Genomic DNA, 20,246 nt, shown 5'->3' with positions numbered 1-20,246 from the left:
ACCCGTTCACGCGACGTGTCATGTTGCTGGGGTGACACCCGTACGACGGTGGAACTCGTAGGCTGGACACCACAGGCAATCGACGGCGGTGAGGGGTAGGTCGTGGACGAGCAGCGACGGCGGTCGTTGTGGCGTGCGGTCGCCGCGGCGTCCGAGGTGCGCGGGAAGGGCGCTTGGGCCGAGATTGTGTGCTGCGCGGCGGTCGAACTGCTTGGTGGAATCGACTCGGCGGCGCTCACCATCCGCGCGACCGCCTCGGCCCAGGACATGCTCGGGGCGAGCGACGAATGGGCGGGGACCCTCGACGATCAGCAGTACACCTTGGGTGAGGGTCCGGGCGTGCTCGCCTTCGCCTCGGGTTCCCCCGTACTCGTCAGCGACCTCAGTGTCGACGAGGATCGTTGGCCGGGCTTCTCGGAGGCTGCGCGGGCGGTCGGGGCGGCCGCGGTGTTCGCGTTTCCGTTACAAATCGGCGGCATCATGCTCGGCACCCTCGACCTCTACCGCCGCCGGGTGGGTGGGCTTACGCCGCGCACTCTCGGTGATGCGGCCGTGCTGGCCGACTTGATTACCGTGGCGCTGCTCGAACACACCGAACGGGATGCTGCGGCGGGTGAACTCTGGAGCCGGGACGGTTCGTATCAGGATGTCAACGTGGCCACAGGGATCCTTGCGGCCCGGTTGCACATCAGCCTGGCCGATGCGTTCGTGCGATTGCGCGGGCACGCGTTCATGAAGAACCGGTCCGTCCTGGACGTCGCGCGCGACGTGCTGGAGCAACGCATCGGTGTCGATGACCTCAACGATTGAGGAGTGTCGACGACCTCAACGACTGAGGAGTGTCGACGACCTCAACGACTGAGGAGTGTCGACGACCTCAACGACTGACGATTCCGCACCATGAGGAGGTGACACCGTATGCTCGAAGATGTGCCGGACGCGACTTCTCATCTGGTCGACGCGCTTTCCGCGATCACAGCGCAACTCGTCGACGATTCCTCTGACAGCGGTTCAACGCTGTATCAGATCGCCGGCACCTGCGTGAACGTGCTCGATGCCGATGCCGCCGGAATCATGGTCGTCGATCCGCGGGGCGGCGTCGCCGTGGTCGCCGCGTCCGACGAGCGCGCCAGGCTGGTCGAGTTGCTGCAGACTCAGATCGACCAGGGCCCGTGCATCGACTGCATCCGAACCTCGGAGATGGTGGAGGCGAGCGATCTGCGTGAGTTCACCGGTCGGTGGCCGGACTTCACCTCCGCCGTACTCGAGGCGGGGTACCGGTCGGTGCTCGCCGTACCGATGCGCCTCGACGGGCGCACGGTAGGCGGACTGAATTTGCTGTACACGCAGACGGAGGCCATTTCAGCCCACGACCGCGGGCTGTCCGTGATTCTGGCCCGGCTGGCGGTTCTCGGCCTCACTCAGGAGCGTGGTGAACCGCGTACGGGGCGCCTGGCGGAGCGGACCATGTCGTTGCTCAACGATCGGGTGCATGTCGGTCATGCCACCGGGTTGGTCGCGGGCACGCTGGGCATTGCCCCGGCGGCGGCACGCGCCGCGCTCGAGGACTACGCACAGGGAAACGGCGTCGCGTTGCGAGATGTTGCCCGCCGGATCACCGAGGGCTCAGTCCGGCCGGCAGAACTGCTCGTCCGACAAAGCTGACGGCGGCAGTCAATCCCAGTCGGGATCGTTTCGGCCGTTGGCCGCCGAATCCACCAGCTCCCGCAGCCGCGCTGCCTCCACCGAACATCCGTCTGCGCTCGAATTCTGATCGAAGGCGCGGCCGGCCTGTGCCGTCGTGCATCCGCCCCACGCCTGCAGGATGCCGACGCTCTCCCCCCGGACGGCGCGCAATCGCACTGCCTCGCGGATGCGACCCGCTGCGGCGAGCACACGCGTCAGGTCGGATTCCTTGCTCATGACTCCACGGTCCTCTCTGTTGCGGCGCTACGCCAGCCCCGCGTGGATGCCGGTCGACGACCGTCCGTGGTGCGCGCGAACCGCGGTGTCAGAGGTTGCCCGTGCAGGACCGCAGGAGGTCGCGGGCCACGTCGTGCAGCTTCGTGTTGGTGTGTCGCGAGATGTGCGCCAGCCGGCGGAATGCCTCGTCGCTGTCTATTCCGTGCAGGGCCATGAGCACGCCTTTGGCTTGATCGATCTCGGCGCGGGAGGTCAGGGCGAGCTTCATCTGTTCGATGTGGTCCCGGGCATTCTGCCACCGCCACCCGTTGCTGATTGCGGTGGCCGCGGCTGCTGTCAGTAGCGTCATCAGCCGTTGGTCGAGTGGGTCGAACGCCTCGGCTCGGAAACTGTAGGCGTTAAACGACCCGATCAGCCTTCGCTTTTCGTCGACGTCGATGAGAAGCGGAACGGATGGATTCGGTCTCGCAGTGCTGGGTATTTCGACGAGTGCCCGCGACGAAGGAGAACGGTATGTCTCGCACGGTTGCCGACGAGGTGTTGTCCCGCTTACGGGAATGGGGCGTCGAGTACGTCTTCGGTTATCCCGGGGACGGCATCAACGGGTTGGTCGCGGCGTTCGGTCGCTCCGGCAACGACCCTCGTTTCGTACAGGCGCGGCACGAAGAGATGTCTGCGTTCGAGGCGACGGGTTACGCCAAGTTCATCGACCGGGTCGGTGTGTGCATGGCGACGTCCGGGCCGGGTGCGGTCCATCTGCTCAATGGCTTGTACGACGCCAAGTTGGATCATGTTCCGGTCGTGGCCATCGTCGGCCAGACATCGCGCAGCGCGATGGGCGGCAGCTATCAGCAGGAGGTCGACCTGCAGTCGCTGTACAAGGATGTGGCCGCCGACTATCTCGTCGAGGTCAATGTGGCCGCTCAGATTCCCAACGCTCTCGACCGGGCGTTCCGCACCGCTCTGGCACGGCGGGCGCCGACGGCGGTCATCATCCCCGCTGATGTGCAGGAGGAGGAATACACTCCCCCGGCGCACGAGTTCAAGCAGGTGCCGTCCAGTCCGCCTGGCGTGAGCGGATCCTGGGTGGAGCCTGCGGCCGAAGAGATCGACAGTGCCGCTCGCATTCTCAATGCGGGGACGAAGGTGGCGATTCTCGTCGGACAGGGCGCACGCGGCGCCGCTGCCGAAGTGTGTGAGGTGGCGGACCGGACCGGTGCGGGCGTGGCGAAGGCGCTGCTCGGGAAGGATGTGCTTCCCGATGATCTGCCGTTCGTCACCGGCGCGATCGGCTTGCTCGGCACCCGGCCCAGCTACGAGCTGATGCGGGACTGCGACACGCTGCTGATCGTCGGGTCGAATTTTCCCTACTCACAGTTCCTGCCCGCATTCGACCGGGCGCGGGCCGTGCAGATCGACATCGACGGCACCCGGATAGGGATGCGGTACCCCACGGAGGTCAATATCGTTGCCGACGCGAAAGCTGCTCTGGCGGCGCTGATCCCGTTGCTCGAACACAAGGTCGACCGGTCGTGGCGGGAGGAGATCGAACGGGGTGTTCGGCGGTGGTGGGACACCGTCGAGCGCCAGTGCATGGTGTCGGCGCAGCCGGTCAATCCGATGCGGGTGGCGTGGGAGTTGTCGGAGCGCTTGCCGGAAGGTGCCATTCTCACCGCCGATTCGGGGTCGTCCACCAACTGGTATGCGCGGTGCGTGCGGTTGCGGGAAGGCATGCGCGGATCGTTGTCCGGCACGCTGGCCACCATGGGTGCGGGTGTCCCCTACGCTATCGGCGCCAAGTTCGCGCATCCCGGCCGTCCGGTTGTCGCGCTCGTCGGTGACGGGGCGATGCAGATGAACGGGCTCGCCGAACTCCTGACCATCGCCCGCTACCACCGGGAGTGGACCGACCCCCGCCTGATCGTGTGCATCTTCCACAACAACGACCTCAATCAGGTCACCTGGGAGTTACGCGCGATGGGCGGCGCACCGAAGTTCGAGGAATCGCAGACTCTCCCGGACGTGTCGTACGCCGACCTGGCACGGACCATCGGACTCGAGGCCGTGGCCGTCGGCTCGCCCGACGAGCTCGGCGCCGCCTGGGATCGCGCTCTGTCCGCCTCCGTGCCGGTGGTCCTCGATGTTCGCTGTGACCCCGAGGTTCCACCGATTCCCCCGCACGCCACCTATGAGCAGATGAAGTCGACGGCGGAGGCGGTACTCGCGGGTGACGCGAACGCATGGCACCTCGTCGTACAGGGGGCGAAGATGAAGGCCCAGGAGGTCCTCCCACCGCGTCACCAGCGGTGACGACATTCCGGATGCTGCGACTGCGGTCTCGAATCGGAGGAGGCGCGGCGAGGCGGTATTATTCGGATGTTTGTTCGGTAGAGACACCTGCCATACCGCTGAAGTGGCGGCGGGTGCATGGGTACTCGCTCGCCTGAAATAGGGAGAGTAGTGCCATTGCCCGAGGATCTCGGTGCCGACGACACTCTGCGGCACCCCCGTGCCGACGTCGACACCACCGCACGTGTCGACGCAGTTGCGAGAGCGCTGGACAACCTGCAGCGCCGTCTGGCCACCCCCGCGCAGCTGCAGGGTTTCTTGCAGGAACTGTGCGACTGTGTGGTGTCGACGATTGTCGAAGCGGACATGGCCGGTGTGACCCTGGTGGACGAGGATGGGCATGCCGAGACCGCGGCGTGCACCGATCGGCGCGCAGTGGACATCGACCTGAACCAATACCGCAACGGTGAGGGCCCCTGCCTGGAGGCGGCCACCACGGGGCAGATCGTCAAGGTGCGGGTCGACGAGGTTGTCGAACGGTGGCCGGCGTTCGCGGCCGACGTGCACGACATCGGTGCTGCCAGCTACCTGTCGGTGCCGTTGCGGCTGGGTGAGGCGCACGCCGGTGCACTGAATTTGTACAGTTTCGGCAGCCATGGATTCGGCGATCTCGATGTGGCGATGCTGAGGATTTTCACCAGTCTCGCCGAGGTGGTGGCCAGGATGACGCGTGAGGCGGCGGCAGCCCACGACGAGGTGGCCGGGTTGAAGAAGGCCATGGTCACGCGCGGTGTCATCGAGCAGGCGAAGGGGATCCTCATGGCGGCGGAGCGGATCTCGGCCGACGAGGCGTTCCGGATGCTGGTGACGAACTCGCAGCGCAGGAACCTCAAGCTGGTCACCGTGGCGCACGAGGTGGTTGAGACCGTCGCCGCCGGTGATGGCGACTCCGACTGACGCGGACAAGGCTCGGTCAGCCGATGTATCGGCGCGCCTTCGACCGGGACTGCGGTTCCTCGAGGAGCACCAGTCCGGCTTCCACGGTGTCGGGCACCACGCGCCGGTGACGCAGAACCCACGGGGTCGACCTGAGGGCCTCGAGCAGGGCAGCCGCGGTAGCGCGGTCTTTCGGGGCGCTACGCAGGATCACCAGCGAGCGGCGCGCCGCGCTTCGCACCGGACGCCGCAACCAGAGGGTCCACAGTGTGTTGCGGATACCGAGTTGCCGGCGGCGGGTGGCGTCCCGGCTCACCGAGGGCTCGTGGTGGATCACCATTTCCTCGTTCCACATCGTCCACCAGCCGGCGGCGGCGAGATCGAGGGCGAGGAGTTCCTCCTCGCCGCCCAGCCACATCTTCTCGCAGAAGCCTCCGACCTGACGGAATGCCTCCACCCGGAACATCGTGAGGCCGGCCATCACGCCGAGGACAGCCGGACCCGGCAGCCACGACGGCCCGGGTACCGGTGAGTCCCGGAACTCGGGAGTGATCGGGTCCTCGACGAGGTCGGGTGCCACCAAGCACTTGCCGGTCACGGATCCGATCGTCGGATGCGCGTCGAGGACCGCGGCGCCGACGGTCAGGGCACCTGGTTGCCAGCGGGTGTCGTCGTCGCAGAACGCCACATACGGGCTCGTCACCAGCTCGACGGCCCGGTTCCGGGCGACGGCGCCGAGGTTGTCCCCCAACGCGAGGAGCCGGACCTGCGGGAATTCGCGCCGCACCATGTCGGTGGTGCCGTCACCGGAGCCGTTGTCCGCCACGATGATCGGTGCACGGTCGGGCAGGGTGGTCATGTGGGCGAGGGTTTTGCGCAGCTCGGCGCACCGGTTGTAGGTCATGACCACCACCGTGACCGGCGACGGCTTCTGCGGTTCGGCGACGCTCACGGCCGGCTCCTCTCGAGTTCTTCGAGACGGCGTTCGAGGTGAGTGGGCACAACCCGCCGGTGTGCGACCGCGGCGGGAAGCTTGCGGATCGTGTCGAACAACGCCGGCGCCGCGGACGGTGTCCGGACCGCCGCGAATATGAGGGAGATGAGGGCACTCGCGACGGTCGGCACCGGTCGCCGCATCACGACGGTCAGGGTGTCGTTGCGGATCTCGCGGTTGCGTCGGCGGCTCGCGTTCGCGCGAACCGGGGAGGGATGGTGGTAGGCGACGAGGTCCTCCATGTAGCACAGTTCCCACCCCTGCGCGGCGAGGTCGAGTGCGAGTAGCGCCTCCTCCCCCACGAACTCGAGCACGTGCGAGAAGCCCCCCACGTTTTCGAATGCGGATCGTCGCACCACCGACGCGCAGGCGAGGAAACCCAGCACCGAGGGGCCGGGGGCACCGGGCCGTGTTCCGAGCGGACTGCAGGCCAAGAGGTCGTTGAGCGGGTCGTTGCGGGCCTGGGGGCCGACGAGGGTGCGGGCGGCGAGCAGCGCGACGGCGGGATGCTCGTCCAGCACCTTCTCCGCGAGGGGCAGTGCGTCAGGGTCCCACCAGGAATCGTCGTCGCAGAACGCGATGTAGGGCGTCGCCGCGGCACACACACCGTAGTTGCGAGCGGCGGCGCCCTCATTGCGGGTTCGTGTGATCGTGGTCAGGGCAGGAATGACGCTGCGCGCCGCATCGACGACGTTCGCGGTGTCGTCGGTGGACGCGTTGTCGACGACGACGATCGGGGGTATGGGCCGAAGTTTCGACAATTCGAGGAGGGTGCGCGAGAGGCTCGTCGCCCGGTTGTGCGTCACTATCACGACGGTCGTCTTCGAGGTCACCCCGCAGTGGTACCCGAGGGGCCGCGCACCGCAAACAGCCGGCCGAGGGAGAGGAGGTCGGTGCGCCGCTCAGCGTGACCGCAGCACACCGGACTCTTCGACGGCGGCGACGGAGAGGGTCCGGTAGCCGTGGTCGTCGAACAGGACGGTGATCCGGTCGGGTGCGGCGCTCATGACGGTTCCCGGGCCCCATTCGGAATGCTCGACCGCGGTGTCGACTGGCCAGGGTGCGTCCTGGTCGGAGGCGGCGGCCTCGCCGGTGGGCTCCGGGTGTGCGGTGGACTCGGCCGCGCAGCATCGGTCACAGTTGCCGCAGGGCGGGTCGAAGGCCTCGCCGAAGTAGCCGAGCAGGAAGCTACGACGGCAGTTGCGGCTGTCGGCGTACTCGCGCAGCATCTCGACACGCGACCGTGCCAGGCGTTCCTCCGCGGCGGCACGGTCGGTTGCCCGGCTCAGGGCCTCGTCGGTGCTCAGGTCGCGGGCAGTGAAGCCTCTTCCTTCTCCGGCGACGGCGTCGACTTGTTCGAGCAGGTTGATCGCTGCCGTCACCTTGCGGCTCCCGGCGTCGAGTGCCGCGCGGAGGTCCTTGATCTTCATGCGGCCACCGCTGCGGAGCAGTTCGAACACCTGGGCGAGAAAATTCCCGTCCGCTCGGTGAGACGCAAAGAACCTGCCGAGTGACAGCTCCTCGGGCCGGTAGAACAGCAGCGCCAACGCGCTCTCCCCGTCGCGGCCCGCCCGTCCGAGCTGCTGATAGTAGTTGTCGAGGGAGTCGGGAACGGAGGCGTGGACGACGAAGCGCACGTCGGGTTTGTCGATACCCATTCCGAAGGCGGAGGTCGCAGCCACGACGTCGAAGCGGCCGTCGAGAAATTGTTCGTGTACGTTTTCCCGCTCGGATTTTTTCATTCCGGCGTGGTAGGCGGCGGTCCGCAGCCCGCGGTCGGACAGCTCTTCGGCATAGAATTCGGCGTCCTTGCGGGTCGCCGTGTACAGCAATCCCGGTTGCGGAAGGTCCGGTACCCGGTCGAGTACGGCGCGTTCCTTGTCCGCTCTGCTCACGTAGCGGTCCACCTCGAGGGTGATGTTGGGGCGGTCGAAGCCCGTTGCGACCACCGCGGGATCATCGAGCGCCAACCGGTCGATGATTTCCTGCCGGACCGGGGGCGGCGCCGTGGCGGTCAGCGCGAGGACGGGTGGGTGACCGAGCCTTCGCACGGTATCGGCGATGCGTAGGTAGTCGGGACGGAAATCGTGGCCCCAGGCGGCGACGCAATGCGCCTCGTCCACCACGATGAGGGAGACGTTCGCTGCCTCGAATCGGGAGATCACGTCGCTGTTCGCCAGTTGTTCGGGGGCGACGAACACGTACTCGGCCTCCTGCTTCTCGACGGCACGCCAGGTGGCCTCGAGGTCGCGTGCGGACCGTGTGGAGTTGATCGCCACCGCTCGGGGTGCGCCCGCCGAGTCGATGCCGGCGATCTGATCCTCCTGCAACGCGATCAGTGGGGAGATGACCAGAGTCGTCCCTGTGAGCAGGACGGCGGGGACCTGGTAGATCGCCGATTTACCCGCCCCGGTGGCCATGACGACGAGCGCGTCGCGGCCGGTCATCAACGCCTGCATCGCCTCGAGCTGTGTGGGGCGCAGGGTGTCCCAGCCGAATGTGTCCCGCGCCGTCGCCTGCAATCTCGCGCGCAGGTCGGATGCGCGCTCGGTCATCGTCGTCTGCCCCATGGCGGCGTGGTCGGCGGCATCGTGAGAAATCAGCCCTGGTTCCGCTTCTTCGCACGCTGACGTGCGACGACGAACAGTACGACAGCCACCAGTATCACCAGTGCAATGAGCTCCATAGCCCCCGTTTACCCGGCTTCCCGGAACCTATGCACCCCGCCGCCGTCGCGGGCAGCGTGCACACCGGGAAGGAGGTGAGGCCGGAATTGACAGGATGGGGTAACGTCAGTGTCCTGCACGGTTGAGCCCCCAGCCGCAAAGGACGGGCTGGGTTCGCACACCGTTCCCGTGCCTGTCTCCCTCGTCGCTACGACCGTGAGGAGTCCGACATGAAATCTGTTCTCAGTGCACATTCGGGACACCACGATTCTGCAGAAAACACCATGCTTTTCAGTTGGGCCGCCGAGCCCGAGCACGGCAAGCTCACCGTCGAGTGCACCCCCGGTGCCGGCGGCGTCCTGGTCGTCCGTATCTCCGGTGACATCGACGTCACCACCGTTCCTCTCTTCGGTATTCACCTGGACGAGGCGATCAACGAACGCCTGCCGTTCGTTCTGGACTTGACCCACGTTCAGTTCTTCTGCGCATCAGCACTTTCGGTGCTGGAGATCATCGCCGGCCGCGCCCGCAGGCTGGGCCTGCCCTGGGCGGTCACCGGAAACACCGCGGTCCGCCGGCCTCTGACCGCCATGAAGCTGGACACGGTGGTGCCGTATTCCACCTCCCTCGACGACGCATGCAGGCTTGTCGCAGAGGGGCTCCCTACCCACGGGATTTCGGCGTGAACGATGAAACGCCGCAGGGCACATCCGACTTCGTCGTCGTGGCGAACCGGCTCCCGGTAGATCTCGAGACACTCGACGACGGGACCACCCGGTGGAAGCGGAGCCCGGGGGGACTCGTGACGGCCCTCGAACCGATTCTCGATCGGGAGAGCGGCTCATGGGTGGGCTGGCCGGGTGTCCCCGACACCAAGGTCGAACCGATCGTGTCGGGGAAACTTCATCTGTATCCGGTCGAGCTCAGTTCGCACGAGGTGACCCGCTACTACGAGGGTTTCTCCAACGCCACCCTCTGGCCGCTCTACCATGACGTGCTGGTCGCGCCGGTGTTCGATCGTGGCTGGTGGCAGACCTATGTGGACGTCAACCGTCATTTCGCCGAGGAGACCGCGCGCACGGCGGCCGAGGGTGCGACCGTGTGGGTGCAGGACTACCAGTTGCAGCTCGTTCCGCGGCTGCTGCGCGAAATGCGTCCCGATCTGACCATCGGCTTCTTCCTGCACATCCCCTTCCCGCCCGTGGAATTGTTCATGCAGTTGCCCTGGCGCAAGGAGATCGTGCAAGGACTGCTCGGGGCAGATCTCATCGGATTCCACCTCCCCGGCGGCGCCAACAACTTCCTTTTCCTCGCCGAGCGCCTGCTCGGGCTCGACACCACCGCGGCGGGCGGCGGACTTCGCAGCGGGCTCGGTGAAGTGCGGCTGGACGATCGGGTCGTCCGGGTGGGGGCCTTCCCCATCTCCGTCGACGCCCGGCAACTCATCGACGATGCGACCGATCCTGCCGTCGTCGCGCGGGCAGCGGAGATCCGGCGCGAACTGGGAAACCCGCGGAAGGTGCTGCTCGGGGTCGACCGCCTCGACTACACCAAGGGAATCGACCTGCGCCTCGCAGCGCTCGGTGAACTCCTGGACGAGGGTCGTCTCGATCCATCCGACACCGTGATGGTGCAACTGGCGACCCCGAGCCGCGAACGCGTCGAGCACTACATGAAGATGCGCAGCTCCATCGAGGAGCAGGTCAGCCACATCAACGGCGATCACGGTCAGATCGGCAAGCCTGTGGTGCATTACCTCTACCAGCCGGTGGACCGCCGAGAGTTGATCGCGCTCTACCTTGCCGCGGACGTCATGCTGGTGACGCCGATGCGGGACGGGATGAACCTGGTGGCAAAGGAGTACGTAGCGTGCCGCACCGATCTGGGTGGTGCGCTGGTGCTCAGCGAGTTCGCCGGAGCCGCCGCCGAACTGCGCGGCGCCTATCTGGTCAACCCCCACGATCTGGACGGTGTGAAAAACACGATCCTCGAAGCCCTCGAACAGGACCCCGAGCAGGGGCGGCGTCGTATGACGAAATTGCACGAGCAGGTTGTCGAGCACGATGTGCATCGATGGGCCGAGTCGTTCCTGGGCGCGCTGACGCCACCGTGATCCGGCGCGCGCCGACAGGGCGCCGAACCATGATGCACCGCTCGCCCACGGACGAAGGAGTAATGAGTGATTCGGGTCGCCTCCGTACCGGCGTCTCATGTGTACGTTCGCCATCTGACCGATCCGGGAGGCAACGACACCGTTGTTCGACTCCCGGATCCGGTGCCTGCAGACGGACGGAAAGTTCCCGGCGGGTGGTGGCCGCCGTTGATGCTCGACCCGAAATGGATCAGCAGAAATCACCGAAGTTTCGATGTCTTCCACATTCATTTCGGTTTCGACGCCATCGAACCGGCATTGATGAAGGACATCGTGCACGAGCTGTCGTCGCGGCGGAAACCATTGGTGTACACGGTCCACGACCTGCGTAACCCACATCATCCTGACCCCGAACCGCACCTCGAAGCTCTGGACGTGCTGGTACCCGCCGCCACCGAGCTGGTCACCCTCACTCCCGGTGCGGCCGCGGTGATCGAGTCGAATTGGGCCCGCACAGCCACCGTCCTTCCGCATCCGCACGTCGTGGAGCGGCCCCTCATCGAACGCGCTCGGCCCGCTTCGGGAGCCTTCGTCGTCGGTGTCCACGTGAAGAGTCTTCGAGCGAACATGGATCCGTTCCCGGTGCTCGACACCCTCACCCGAACCGTATCGGCGCTGGACGGGGCGCGCCTGCAGATCGACGTCCACGACGAAATTTTCGATCCGGCCAACCATTGGTACGCCCCCGACGCCGGAGCCCGGCTGCTGAGCTACGCCGAGTCGGACTGCGTCGACCTGCGAGTACACCCCTACTTCTCCGACGAAGAGTTGTGGGACTATCTGTCGTCCCTGTCGGTGTCCGTGCTGCCGTACCGGTTCGGTACCCACTCCGGCTGGCTCGAGGCCTGCTACGACCTGGGCACCGCGGTGGCCGCGCCGTCCTGCGGGTTCTATGCCCAGCAAAAACGCTGCGGTAGCTACGATTTCGATGAAAACGCCTACGACGGCTCGTCGCTCGAGCGTTGCATCGAGGGCCTCTACGAGCAGTCGAACCTGCGGGCCACCTGGGGTGAACGCGAACAGGAGCGGCGAAACCTGGCACGGGCTCATTACGAACTCTACGAGCGGGCGCTCTCCTGGCGGGTGTTGCCGTGACGGCCGACCCGCTACGGATCGCCCTCATCGCATCGAGTCGCTACCCTATCCGCCAGCCGTTCCCCGGGGGTCTGGAATCGCACGTCTGGTATCTCGCCCGTACCCTGAGCGGCGACGGTCATCACGTCACCCTGTTCGCGGGCCCGGGTTCGGACCGCACGCTGGGCTGCGCTCACCTGCAGGTGCGGACGTTGGATGTCAGTCATGCTGCGCGGCAGGATGTTTCGATGCCGTCGATGTGGTTCATGCAGGAGCATCACGCCTATCTGCAGCTGATGCTCGACCTGTCCGGCCCACTCGCCGAGTCGTTCGACGTGGTCCACAACCACAGCTTGCACTATCTGCCGGTCGCCATGGCATCTGCCGTTCCGGCACCCGTGTTGTCGACGCTGCACACCCCGCCCACTCCGTGGCTGGAATCGGCGCTCGCAGTGCGTCCGGGCGCCGGGGCACATTTCGCGGCCGTGAGCAGACACACTGCGGCGGCGTGGCAGCACGCCGTCGATGACATCGAGGTGGTGCCGAACGGGGTCGATCTGGACAGCTGGCCCGAAGGTCGCGGTGGGCCGCACCTCATCTGGTTCGGCCGGCTGGTGCCGGAGAAGGGCGCCCATGTCGCGGTGGACGCCGCCCGGCGCGCCGGTTTCCCGATCGTGCTCGCGGGTCCGATCAGTGATGCCGAGTACTTCGACCGGATGATCCGGCCTCGGCTGGGATCGGAGGTCACCTATCTCGGGCATCTGGCACAGCCCGAGCTGGCGGCGGCGATCGGCGGGGCGGCGGCGACACTGGTGACTCCCCTGTGGGACGAACCGTATGGGCTGGTGGTCGCAGAATCGTTGGCGTGTGGAACGCCTGTGGCGGCGTTCGCCCGCGGTGGGATCCCCGAGGTACTCACCCCGGACTGCGGCAGTCTCGTCGCCGCGGGCGACGTCCAGGCCCTGGCCCGGGCGATCCCGGACGTCGTCGGGCGCTCGCGTGCGGCGGCGCGCGCCCACGCCAGGGAACGGTGCTCCGAGCGCAGGATGGTCGACACGTACGTCGGCCTGTACCACCGACTGGCGCGGGGCCACACCCGCCCCCGGGCGCAGGGGAAGGCCGCACCGTGATCGGTTACTACATTCACCATCACGGTCATGGTCACCGGATGCGGGCATCGAATATCTCCGCGCAGTTGCAGTCGCCGGTCACCACGCTGTCGTCGGCGCCGCCACCGCCCGCGGGACGTTTCGCCGACAGCATCGCGCTGGCCCGTGACGACCGCGGCAGTGATCCCGTCAACCCCACCGCCGACGGCGCGCTGCACTGGGCGCCCACACACGACACCGGGCTGCGGACACGGATGGCCCGGATCGTGTCCTGGATCGACGCGACCCGCCCCGATCTGGTGGTGGTGGACGTATCGGTAGAGGTGGCAGCGCTCGTACGGTTGCTCGGTGTCCCGGTCGTGCTGATCGCCATGCCCGGCGAGCGCACCGACGCACCGCACCATCTCGGTTACCAACTGGCCGACCACATCATCGCCGCATGGCCGCAAAACCTGTACGACCCCCGGTGGTTGCGCGAGTTCGCCCACAAGACGACCTTCGTGGGCGGGATCAGCCGGTTCGAGGGACGCGCCGTCACCGCACCCGACCGGTCCGTGCAGACCCGCATCCTCGTACTCAGCGGGGCGGGCGGAACGTCCCTGACGATGGACGACATCCGGCATTGCGCACACGAGCACCGCAACTACCGGTGGCAGGCGCTCGGCATTCCGGGGGCGCCGTGGGCCGAGGACCCGTGGCCGCACCTGTGCGGCTGCGACGTGGTCGTCTCGCATGCCGGGCAGAACGCGGTGGCCGACATCGCCGCGGCGCGTCGTCCGGCGATCATCATCGGTCAGCCACGACCGTTCGACGAGCAGGTGGAGACGGCACGCGCCCTCGGGAACGCGGGACTCGCCGTGTCGATACCCCGATGGCCGGAGACGTCGCAGTGGCCGCAGCTCGTCGACCGTGCGCTCGCACTGGGCGGCGAGCGATGGGTCCGCTGGCAGACGTCCGGTGCGGCGGCCCGCGCCGCCGCGGTCATCGACAGTGTGGCCAAGCGGGCGGGGGGACTGCGATGAAGACGGCGGTCGTGACGATCGCCGCCCGGCGCGAACACCACCTCCGGCAGCATCTGCGTTCCGTCGGGCAGATGACGGAGCGGGTGGGCGATCACGTGGTGGTCGCGATCGGCGACCGCAGAACCACCGAGGTGGTGTCCGAGGTCGGCGGCGCCCGCAGTGTGTGGTGCGAACACGACGGCGGTCCCCTCCCCCTGGCGGCTGCCCGCAATCTCGGCGCCGATGCTGCCCTGGCGGCCGGCGCCGACCTGATCGTCTTCCTCGACGTCGACTGCCTCGCCGGCCCGGCGCTGCTGCGGCGATATCGGGTGGCCGCCGACCATCCGCGCAACCACTCCACCCTGCTGTGCGGGCCGGTCACCTACCTCCCGCCGCCCGGGCCGGGTGGCTACGACCTGGACCGCCTCGCCGAGCTGCGGAATCCGCATCCCGCCCGTCCCGCCCCCGAGGACGGGACCGTCCTGACCGGGACCGACTTCACCCTCTTCTGGTCTCTGTCGTTCGCCGTGAGCCACGAGACCTGGCACCGCATCGGCGGTTTCTGCACCGAATACCGCGGATACGGAGGTGAGGACACCGACTTCGCGTGTTCCGCGGCCGAGGCCGGCATCGGTCTGCGGTGGGTCGGCGGCGCAGACGCGTTCCACCAGCACCATCCGGTGTCCGATCCGCCCGTCGAGCACCTGGGCGACATCCTCGCCAATGCTCACCTGTTCCACCGCAGGTGGGGATGGTGGCCGATGCGGGGATGGCTCGAGGCGTTCGAGGCCCTCGGCTTGATCGACTACGACGCGGCGAAGTTGCGGTGGGTGCCGCGGTGATCTCACTCGGTGGGAGTGGTCACCGATTCGACGATGCGACGCGCCACCTCGGCCAGCTTGAGATGCTCCTGCTGGGACTGCACGACGAGGATCTCGAAGGCCTGATCGGCGGACACACCTTGTAGGGCCATCACGATGCCTTTGGCCTGCTCGATGACGGCACGGGTTTCCATCGCCTTGGTCAGGCCCGATATCTCGTTCCTGGCCTGTGTCACGCTGTTCGCGCTCCTGAGGAGCCCCTCGATCGCCGTGGTGTACACGAGTAGGACGACGGCGTCGAAGTCGCTGAAACCGTGGTCTTCGCGCCCGTAGAGGTCGAGGGTGCCGGCGACGCTCTCTTCGACCGTGAGGGCTGCCGACAGGACACTGCGCATCCCGGCCTGCGCGAGCTCCTCGGCCAGGGTGGGTGCCTGCACGGCCGCGTCGACGAGCCGCAACCGCAGAACCTTCCTCGCCGCCGCGGTGGGGGCACCGTCCGCCGGAGCGGACGGTCGGTGCTGTACCAGGTGCCGGGGGTCGACGGCGCGCACCGCGTCGCCGGTCGAGGCGACGGTCACCACCTCGCCGTCCCGCACGAGAGAAATCCCCGCCAGGTCGGCGTCGGGGATCGCGTCGACCACCTGCTCGCACACCCGCCGGAGGAGAACGTCCATCTCCACCTCGGATCCGCAGTTCCTGTTGAACTCGTCGAGTGCGACTGCCAGGGAACCTAATTGGGCCGCTACCGTGGCACCGTCGAGGGTAGGAGGCATCGACCCGGGAAACTCACCAGCAGTCTCGACCATTCTCGGATACACCTCAAATTCCGGGTGTAACCGAACGGACACCCACTGAACGAACGCAGCAGCTGTCTCTACCGTCGAGATGACTTTACTCGACCGCGGATGTCCTCCTGCCCACCGATACCCGCAGCCGGGACGCCGCCCACACCGGTCAGCGAACCCGCTGGTCGTCCCCGCCGGCGAGCGAGTTCAACGCCGGTCCGCACGGCCGCAGGAGGCTTCCGGCGCTCATCGAGGAACCCGTGGTCTGACTGTCGTGCCGGGCGACCACTTCCTCGAAACGGCGCAAGCGTTGCCGAGCGGTGCGCACGGCGGCGGCCCGGTCGCACTGTTCGGCGTCGACACCGAAGGACGTCCGGATCACCTCGGCGAGGGCCTGCACGAACTCGGCCGCCGCCGTACCGATCGGCGGCGGCAGAGGGTCGAACGGCGGGTGCGGGTCGATGGTCAGTTCTGCGGCGCGCAGAATCTCGGCACATTGGGGCCACGCCTCGGACAGGGCGACCACGGCGCTGCCCCACCGCTCCTTGGCGGCGAGCGCCGGGGAGGCGGCCGACCGGAGGTTGCCGCGGGCGCTCTCCTCGGTCCAGGCCACCGCCTCGAGCGCCTCGTCGAGTTGCGAGCGGACCTGCGCCGACCGCTCGTTCCACTCAGCTGCCCGGCCGCTGGCCCCGCCCTTCAGCTCCTCCGGCACCTCGGCCAGCAGATTCGCGGCGGTCACCCCCACCCCGGTCACCGCGCGCTGCGACCGCTTCACATACAGCGGCGGCAGGAACAGGGCGTTCACCGCGACCCCGGTTGCCGCGCCGAGGGCGATCTCCACGATGCGGAAGCCGAGCACATCCGGGTCCTCGGCGGCGCCGTACGTCACCATGAGCAGTGCCGTCACGGCCACCCAGATGCCGCTCGAACCCAGTCGGCGCCAGCGCCCGAGGAGCAGGCCCACCAGAACCGCGATCCCGACCCCGACGGTGATCGAGTCGACGAGTGCTCCCACGGCGGCGGCCAGCACCACCCCGAGGGACACGGCGGCGAGCTGTTCGGCCGCCACCCGCAGCGAGCGGGACACCGTCGCCTCGATCATGAACACCGCCGCGTACGGCGCCAGGAACGGCTGAGGCAGCGCGAACACCACGGCTGCCAGCACCCATGCCAGGACGGCGGCCGTGGCCGCTTTGACCGCCTGGATCAGGACGGTGCCGCGATCGGCGTCCGACCTCCACGTGCGATGGCGGCGGAACACCCTCACGTGTAGCGGAGCAGGGCCGCGCAACCGTCCGCGGGCGTCAGCCGCTCGTCGGTCCGGATCAGGGTTGCACCGGTAGCGACGGCGGCGAAGGGCAGCGCTTCGTCCGCCCGCCGCGTGACTTCCACGGTCGAGCCCATTTCGGACAGCTGGTCGGCGTTGGTAGCCACCCAGGTCGGGGTGTCCCCGACCAGCACGGTGCGGTTCTCGAGATCGCCGATGAGGAGCGTCTCGACCTGTCCGGCGCGCAGCGCCGCCGTCACCGCATCGAGTCCCTCGGCGGCAAGGCCCGACGCTCGGCCGCTCTCGGCCCGCACCCGGTCGGCGGCGTCGTCGATCACCGCCAGTCGGCGGCGCGCCAGTTCCTGGTCGATGGCACGGTGCACGTCCACCGTGCCCGCGCCGGCGGACCGAGAACCCGATTCCAGGGCCACCGCCGCCGCTCGGGAGCGTTCGGGCAGGGTGGCCAACAACTGGGTGCGCGATTGCACCTCCCCGATCACGAAGATCGGCTCCGTGTGATGTTTGTCGGCGAGAACGGTCAACCGATCGGCCACGGTGGACAGGGTCCGCCGCGCGGCTTCCTCTTCCGGCGGCTGCGGATCCCCGGAACGGCGGGTGTCGGCCCCGGCGGCCGCCTGTGCCGGCTCGTCGGCGCCGGACACCGTCTCCGACCACACGGCTCGCCCCTGGGGGTCGTACACCGACAGATCGGCACCCTCCTGATCGACGGCGACGACGAGGTAGGGCGATCCGGTGGCTCCGTGCTCGACGATCGGCACGAGGTACGGCAACTCGGAATACCGAGAGACCGTGGCGGCAGGCGGCCGGAGCAGGTGTTCGTCGAGGTAGACCCGGGTGGCGTCGGCGACCAGTCCGCGGCCGCTGCGACCCACCGCCGGGGAGGCGGTGAGGACGGCCTCCTCGAGGGTGTCGAGCACCGGGTCGGGCGCCCCGTCACCGCGAAGTTGCTCGCGCAGGCCGCGCCATCTCAGCTCGAGCTGCTTGGCGGCGTCCTCGGTGTCGTGCGAGTCCTCGAAGTAGACCGAGGCGAAGGGTCCCTCCGCGGAGATCAGGGGGTGGAAACGTTCGGCGTGCACAGTCTTCTCCAATCCACGTGTACGACAGTTCTCGTGTGCCCGGCATCCGGTCTGCGAAACCGGCCCCCCGTCACACCAGCTGACGCGGTATCCGTCGGTGCCAGTTCTGCGAATAGACCCGTCGGTCCCCTTGCGCGGCATCGAGTTCGAACGCGTCCAGGTCCGCGGTGATCACGAAATCCGTGGCCGTCGACGTCAGGACCGTGCGGGTGCGGACCTCGGTCCGCCAGTCGTCCCGCTCGTATCGGCGCACGGTCTGCGTTTCGCCGCGCGCCGAATTGACATCGTTGCCGCGGAAACTGAACCACTCCCGCGTCGCCCTGCTGACGACGGTCCCGATCTCGTCGATGCGGAACGAGCCCTGGTCGTCGACGATCTCGAGCGTGGAGGTGCCGCTCTCGAGGTCGCGAATGGTGCGCCAGTGGTGCTCCCCCTGGCGAAGCCGGGTCACCGCCAGCTTTTCGGCGGCCCAGGGTTCACCGAGGTCGCGCAACCGGGCGTCGTCCTCGTCGCGGGGCGGGCGGACGGGCAGGACGAGGGTTCCGCCCGTGGAAACCGTCAAGGTCACCGGTTCGGGTGGGGGCCATGCCAACGGAAAATACGAGGTGGACAGTGACAGCCGCACGCGATGCCCGGCCGGGAAAACCTGGGCTGCGCCGTTGAGCGGCAACCGGATCCGGTAGTTCCGTCCCGGCGTGAGGGGGGCGGGATGTTCGCTGCCGTCCCGGTGCGTGAGGTTGAGGACACCGTAGGTGACGCGGGTGGCCTCGCCGTTCGGGGCCACATCGGACAGGCGGGCGGCGAGCATGGCGACGGGGGTATCGGACGACACCTCGAGTTCGACTTCCGGTAGCCCGAGAATTTCGAGCGGCTCGTCGAGCGATTCGGTTTCGAAAACCAGTGCGCCGCCGTCCTCTTCACGCTGATCCGACGGCAGATCGGGGGTGGCCGCGTAGGACGCCCACTTGCCGGCGAACATGCCCACGCTCATCGGCGATTGGAGGAAGAGCGGGCGGGGTTCGTCGCCCTCCTGGGCGGCCGCACCGGTTTCGGTGAGGATGTGCCGGCCGAAGGTGTACCGGCGCTGCTCGACGTGGGGCGACGGCCAGGACGGTTCGGCGACCCACCGGCCCGGCCGCTGCGCGTAGGAAGGATTCGGTTCCACGCTGTTCTGCATCCATGCCCGCACCATCGGTTCGTCCATGACACCGTTGTCGATTCCCTTGAGCCAGTGATCCCACCAGCGGACCACCTCGGCGAGGAAGTCGATCGCCGGACCGGGCACACCGAGGTGCGGGTATTTGTGGCCCCACGGCCCGATCAGGCCCTTGCGCGGGACGTCGAGATGCTCCATCAGGCGGAAGATCGCGTTGGTGTATCCGTCCGCCCATCCCCCGACCGCCAGAACCGGGCAGCGCACAGCGCTGTAGTCCTCGTTGACGGAGGCACGTTTCCAGTAGTCGTCCCGATGCTGATGCTCGAGCCAGTTCTCGATCCACAATCCACTGCCCCGGAGCCGTTCCAACCACATTTCCCGCCAGCTGTCTCCGACGATCGCCGGATCCGGTGGCAGGCTGTTGAAGGCGAACATCACGGTGGCCTCGGACAGGTTGTCCGAGAGCAGGCACCCGCCCATGTAATGCATGTTGTCGACGTAGAGGTCCTCGGTGGCCGAGGCGCTGATGATCGCCTTGAGGGCGGGTGGGCGCCGGGAGGCGACCTGCAGGCTGTTGAAACCGCCCCAGGAGATGCCCATCATCCCCACGTTCCCGTCGCACCACGGCTGCCGGGCCAGCCATGCGATCACCTCGCAGGCGTCGTCGTGCTCGGCGGGAAGGTACTCGTCCTGCAGGACGCCGTCGGAGTCGCCGCTGCCGCGCATGTCGACGCGCACGCAGGCGTAACCGTGGCCGGCGATATAGGGGTGGTTCAGGGCGTCCCGCCCACGGGTGGAATCACGTTTGCGGTACGGCAGGTATTCGAGCACCGCCGGGACCGGATCAGTGTCCGCACCGACCGGCAACCACATCCGGGCGGCGAGCCGGGCTCCGTCCGGCATGGTGATGAAGGTGTTCTCGATGGCGCGGACCTCGCGGGGGAACGCGGTGACCGTCTGCATGAAAAGGACCGTC

The 20,246-nt window shown here is 67.7% G+C and carries 19 protein-coding genes; 10 read left to right on the top strand and 9 right to left on the bottom strand.

Going from position 1 to position 20,246, the window contains the following annotated elements; translation table 11 throughout:
• Positions 1-102 precede the first annotated feature (102 nt).
• Together GFS60_RS15260 and GFS60_RS15255 are read left to right on the top strand one after the other, a co-directional pair.
• Entirely contained in the window at positions 103-810 is a 708-nt protein-coding gene (locus GFS60_RS15260; protein ID WP_201453383.1) for an ANTAR domain-containing protein, read from the top strand.
• 108 nt (positions 811-918) lie between these two features.
• Positions 919-1,665: a GAF domain-containing protein gene (locus GFS60_RS15255; RefSeq protein ID WP_159922442.1), complete on the top strand. Its 747-nt coding sequence runs from the start codon at positions 919-921 to the stop codon at positions 1,663-1,665.
• Between the two features lie 9 nt (positions 1,666-1,674).
• Here GFS60_RS15255 and GFS60_RS15250 read toward each other — a convergent pair whose 3' ends face one another.
• Complete coding sequence (locus GFS60_RS15250) at positions 1,675-1,923, bottom strand: hypothetical protein (protein ID WP_159922440.1); 249 nt, start codon at positions 1,921-1,923, stop codon at positions 1,675-1,677.
• Between the two features lie 88 nt (positions 1,924-2,011).
• Complete coding sequence (locus GFS60_RS38610; protein ID WP_201453382.1) at positions 2,012-2,272, bottom strand: ANTAR domain-containing protein; 261 nt, start codon at positions 2,270-2,272, stop codon at positions 2,012-2,014.
• Between the two features lie 164 nt (positions 2,273-2,436).
• Between GFS60_RS38610 and GFS60_RS15240 the strand changes: the two genes are divergently transcribed.
• Positions 2,437-4,233: a thiamine pyrophosphate-requiring protein gene (locus GFS60_RS15240; RefSeq protein WP_159922438.1), complete on the top strand. Its 1,797-nt coding sequence runs from the start codon at positions 2,437-2,439 to the stop codon at positions 4,231-4,233.
• A 150-nt stretch (positions 4,234-4,383) separates the two neighbouring features.
• Positions 4,384-5,169, top strand: coding sequence for a GAF and ANTAR domain-containing protein (locus tag GFS60_RS15235; RefSeq protein ID WP_159922436.1), 786 nt, complete (start codon positions 4,384-4,386; stop codon positions 5,167-5,169).
• Between the two features lie 16 nt (positions 5,170-5,185).
• On the opposite strand, the gene GFS60_RS15230 is transcribed toward GFS60_RS15235, so the two are convergent.
• From GFS60_RS15230 to GFS60_RS15220, 3 genes are all read right to left on the bottom strand, one after another.
• Positions 5,186-6,100 carry a glycosyltransferase family 2 protein gene (locus tag GFS60_RS15230; protein ID WP_236603144.1) on the bottom strand — a complete coding sequence of 305 codons (915 nt, stop codon included), beginning with the start codon at positions 6,098-6,100 and terminating at the stop codon, positions 5,186-5,188.
• Positions 6,097-6,975: a glycosyltransferase family 2 protein gene (locus tag GFS60_RS15225; RefSeq protein WP_159922434.1), complete on the bottom strand. Its 879-nt coding sequence runs from the start codon at positions 6,973-6,975 to the stop codon at positions 6,097-6,099. Before GFS60_RS15225 ends, GFS60_RS15230 begins: the two co-directional genes overlap by 4 nt.
• Positions 6,976-7,044: 69 nt before the next feature.
• Complete coding sequence (locus GFS60_RS15220; protein ID WP_159922432.1) at positions 7,045-8,697, bottom strand: RecQ family ATP-dependent DNA helicase; 1,653 nt, start codon at positions 8,695-8,697, stop codon at positions 7,045-7,047.
• A 341-nt stretch (positions 8,698-9,038) separates the two neighbouring features.
• On the opposite strand from GFS60_RS15220, the gene GFS60_RS15215 reads away from it, so the two are divergent.
• The 6 genes from GFS60_RS15215 to GFS60_RS15190 all read left to right on the top strand — a co-directional run bounded on the left by GFS60_RS15215 (position 9,039) and on the right by GFS60_RS15190 (position 14,986).
• Positions 9,039-9,494: an STAS domain-containing protein gene (locus tag GFS60_RS15215; RefSeq protein WP_159922430.1), complete on the top strand. Its 456-nt coding sequence runs from the start codon at positions 9,039-9,041 to the stop codon at positions 9,492-9,494.
• Positions 9,491-10,921 carry an alpha,alpha-trehalose-phosphate synthase (UDP-forming) gene (locus GFS60_RS15210; protein WP_159922428.1) on the top strand — a complete coding sequence of 477 codons (1,431 nt, stop codon included), beginning with the start codon at positions 9,491-9,493 and terminating at the stop codon, positions 10,919-10,921. Before GFS60_RS15215 ends, GFS60_RS15210 begins: the two co-directional genes overlap by 4 nt.
• Positions 10,922-10,987: 66 nt before the next feature.
• Entirely contained in the window at positions 10,988-12,055 is a 1,068-nt protein-coding gene (locus GFS60_RS15205) for a glycosyltransferase family 1 protein (RefSeq protein ID WP_159922426.1), read from the top strand.
• On the top strand, positions 12,037-13,164 hold the full coding sequence (locus GFS60_RS15200) for a glycosyltransferase (protein ID WP_159927210.1): 1,128 nt from the start codon (positions 12,037-12,039) through the stop codon (positions 13,162-13,164). Before GFS60_RS15205 ends, GFS60_RS15200 begins: the two co-directional genes overlap by 19 nt.
• Positions 13,161-14,165 (top strand): glycosyltransferase, encoded by a 1,005-nt coding sequence (locus tag GFS60_RS15195; protein ID WP_159922424.1) that lies wholly within the window; start codon positions 13,161-13,163, stop codon positions 14,163-14,165. The genes GFS60_RS15200 and GFS60_RS15195 overlap by 4 nt, the downstream gene beginning before the upstream one ends.
• Positions 14,162-14,986 carry a glycosyltransferase family 2 protein gene (locus tag GFS60_RS15190; RefSeq protein WP_159922422.1) on the top strand — a complete coding sequence of 275 codons (825 nt, stop codon included), beginning with the start codon at positions 14,162-14,164 and terminating at the stop codon, positions 14,984-14,986. Before GFS60_RS15195 ends, GFS60_RS15190 begins: the two co-directional genes overlap by 4 nt.
• A 2-nt stretch (positions 14,987-14,988) precedes the next feature.
• On the opposite strand, the gene GFS60_RS15185 is transcribed toward GFS60_RS15190, so the two are convergent.
• From GFS60_RS15185 to GFS60_RS15170, 4 genes are all read right to left on the bottom strand, one after another.
• Positions 14,989-15,771: a GAF and ANTAR domain-containing protein gene (locus tag GFS60_RS15185; protein ID WP_159922420.1), complete on the bottom strand. Its 783-nt coding sequence runs from the start codon at positions 15,769-15,771 to the stop codon at positions 14,989-14,991.
• 148 nt (positions 15,772-15,919) lie between these two features.
• Complete coding sequence (locus tag GFS60_RS15180) at positions 15,920-17,017, bottom strand: FUSC family protein (RefSeq protein ID WP_236603474.1); 1,098 nt, start codon at positions 17,015-17,017, stop codon at positions 15,920-15,922.
• The gene (locus GFS60_RS15175; protein WP_159922418.1) at positions 17,014-18,114 is read right to left on the bottom strand and encodes an Rv2629 family ribosome hibernation factor; all 1,101 of its coding nucleotides are present in this window, start codon (positions 18,112-18,114) and stop codon (positions 17,014-17,016) included. Before GFS60_RS15175 ends, GFS60_RS15180 begins: the two co-directional genes overlap by 4 nt.
• Before the next feature lie 70 nt (positions 18,115-18,184).
• Positions 18,185-20,233: a CocE/NonD family hydrolase gene (locus GFS60_RS15170; protein ID WP_159922416.1), complete on the bottom strand. Its 2,049-nt coding sequence runs from the start codon at positions 20,231-20,233 to the stop codon at positions 18,185-18,187.
• Positions 20,234-20,246: the final 13 nt, after the last annotated feature.

The organism is Rhodococcus sp. WAY2, from assembly GCF_009859915.1.
Lineage (GTDB): Bacteria > Actinomycetota > Actinomycetes > Mycobacteriales > Mycobacteriaceae > Rhodococcus_F > Rhodococcus_F oxybenzonivorans.
Note: the sequence above shows the minus strand (reverse complement) of the source record. Positions and strands in the feature narration are given on the sequence as shown.

Bases quoted from the DNA above. Each gene is read 5' to 3' on its own strand.
- GFS60_RS15255 (WP_159922442.1), top strand. From the start codon at position 919: ATGCTCGAAGATGTGCCGGACGCGACTTCTCATCTGGTCGACGCGCTT.
- GFS60_RS15250 (WP_159922440.1), bottom strand. From the start codon at position 1,923: ATGAGCAAGGAATCCGACCTGACGCGTGTGCTCGCCGCAGCGGGTCGC.
- GFS60_RS38610 (WP_201453382.1), bottom strand. From the start codon at position 2,272: ATGACGCTACTGACAGCAGCCGCGGCCACCGCAATCAGCAACGGGTGG.
- GFS60_RS15240 (WP_159922438.1), top strand. From the start codon at position 2,437: ATGTCTCGCACGGTTGCCGACGAGGTGTTGTCCCGCTTACGGGAATGG.
- GFS60_RS15220 (WP_159922432.1), bottom strand. From the start codon at position 8,697: ATGACCGAGCGCGCATCCGACCTGCGCGCGAGATTGCAGGCGACGGCG.
- GFS60_RS15215 (WP_159922430.1), top strand. From the start codon at position 9,039: ATGAAATCTGTTCTCAGTGCACATTCGGGACACCACGATTCTGCAGAA.
- GFS60_RS15190 (WP_159922422.1), top strand. From the start codon at position 14,162: ATGAAGACGGCGGTCGTGACGATCGCCGCCCGGCGCGAACACCACCTC.
- GFS60_RS15185 (WP_159922420.1), bottom strand. From the start codon at position 15,771: ATGGTCGAGACTGCTGGTGAGTTTCCCGGGTCGATGCCTCCTACCCTC.
- GFS60_RS15170 (WP_159922416.1), bottom strand. From the start codon at position 20,233: ATGCAGACGGTCACCGCGTTCCCCCGCGAGGTCCGCGCCATCGAGAAC.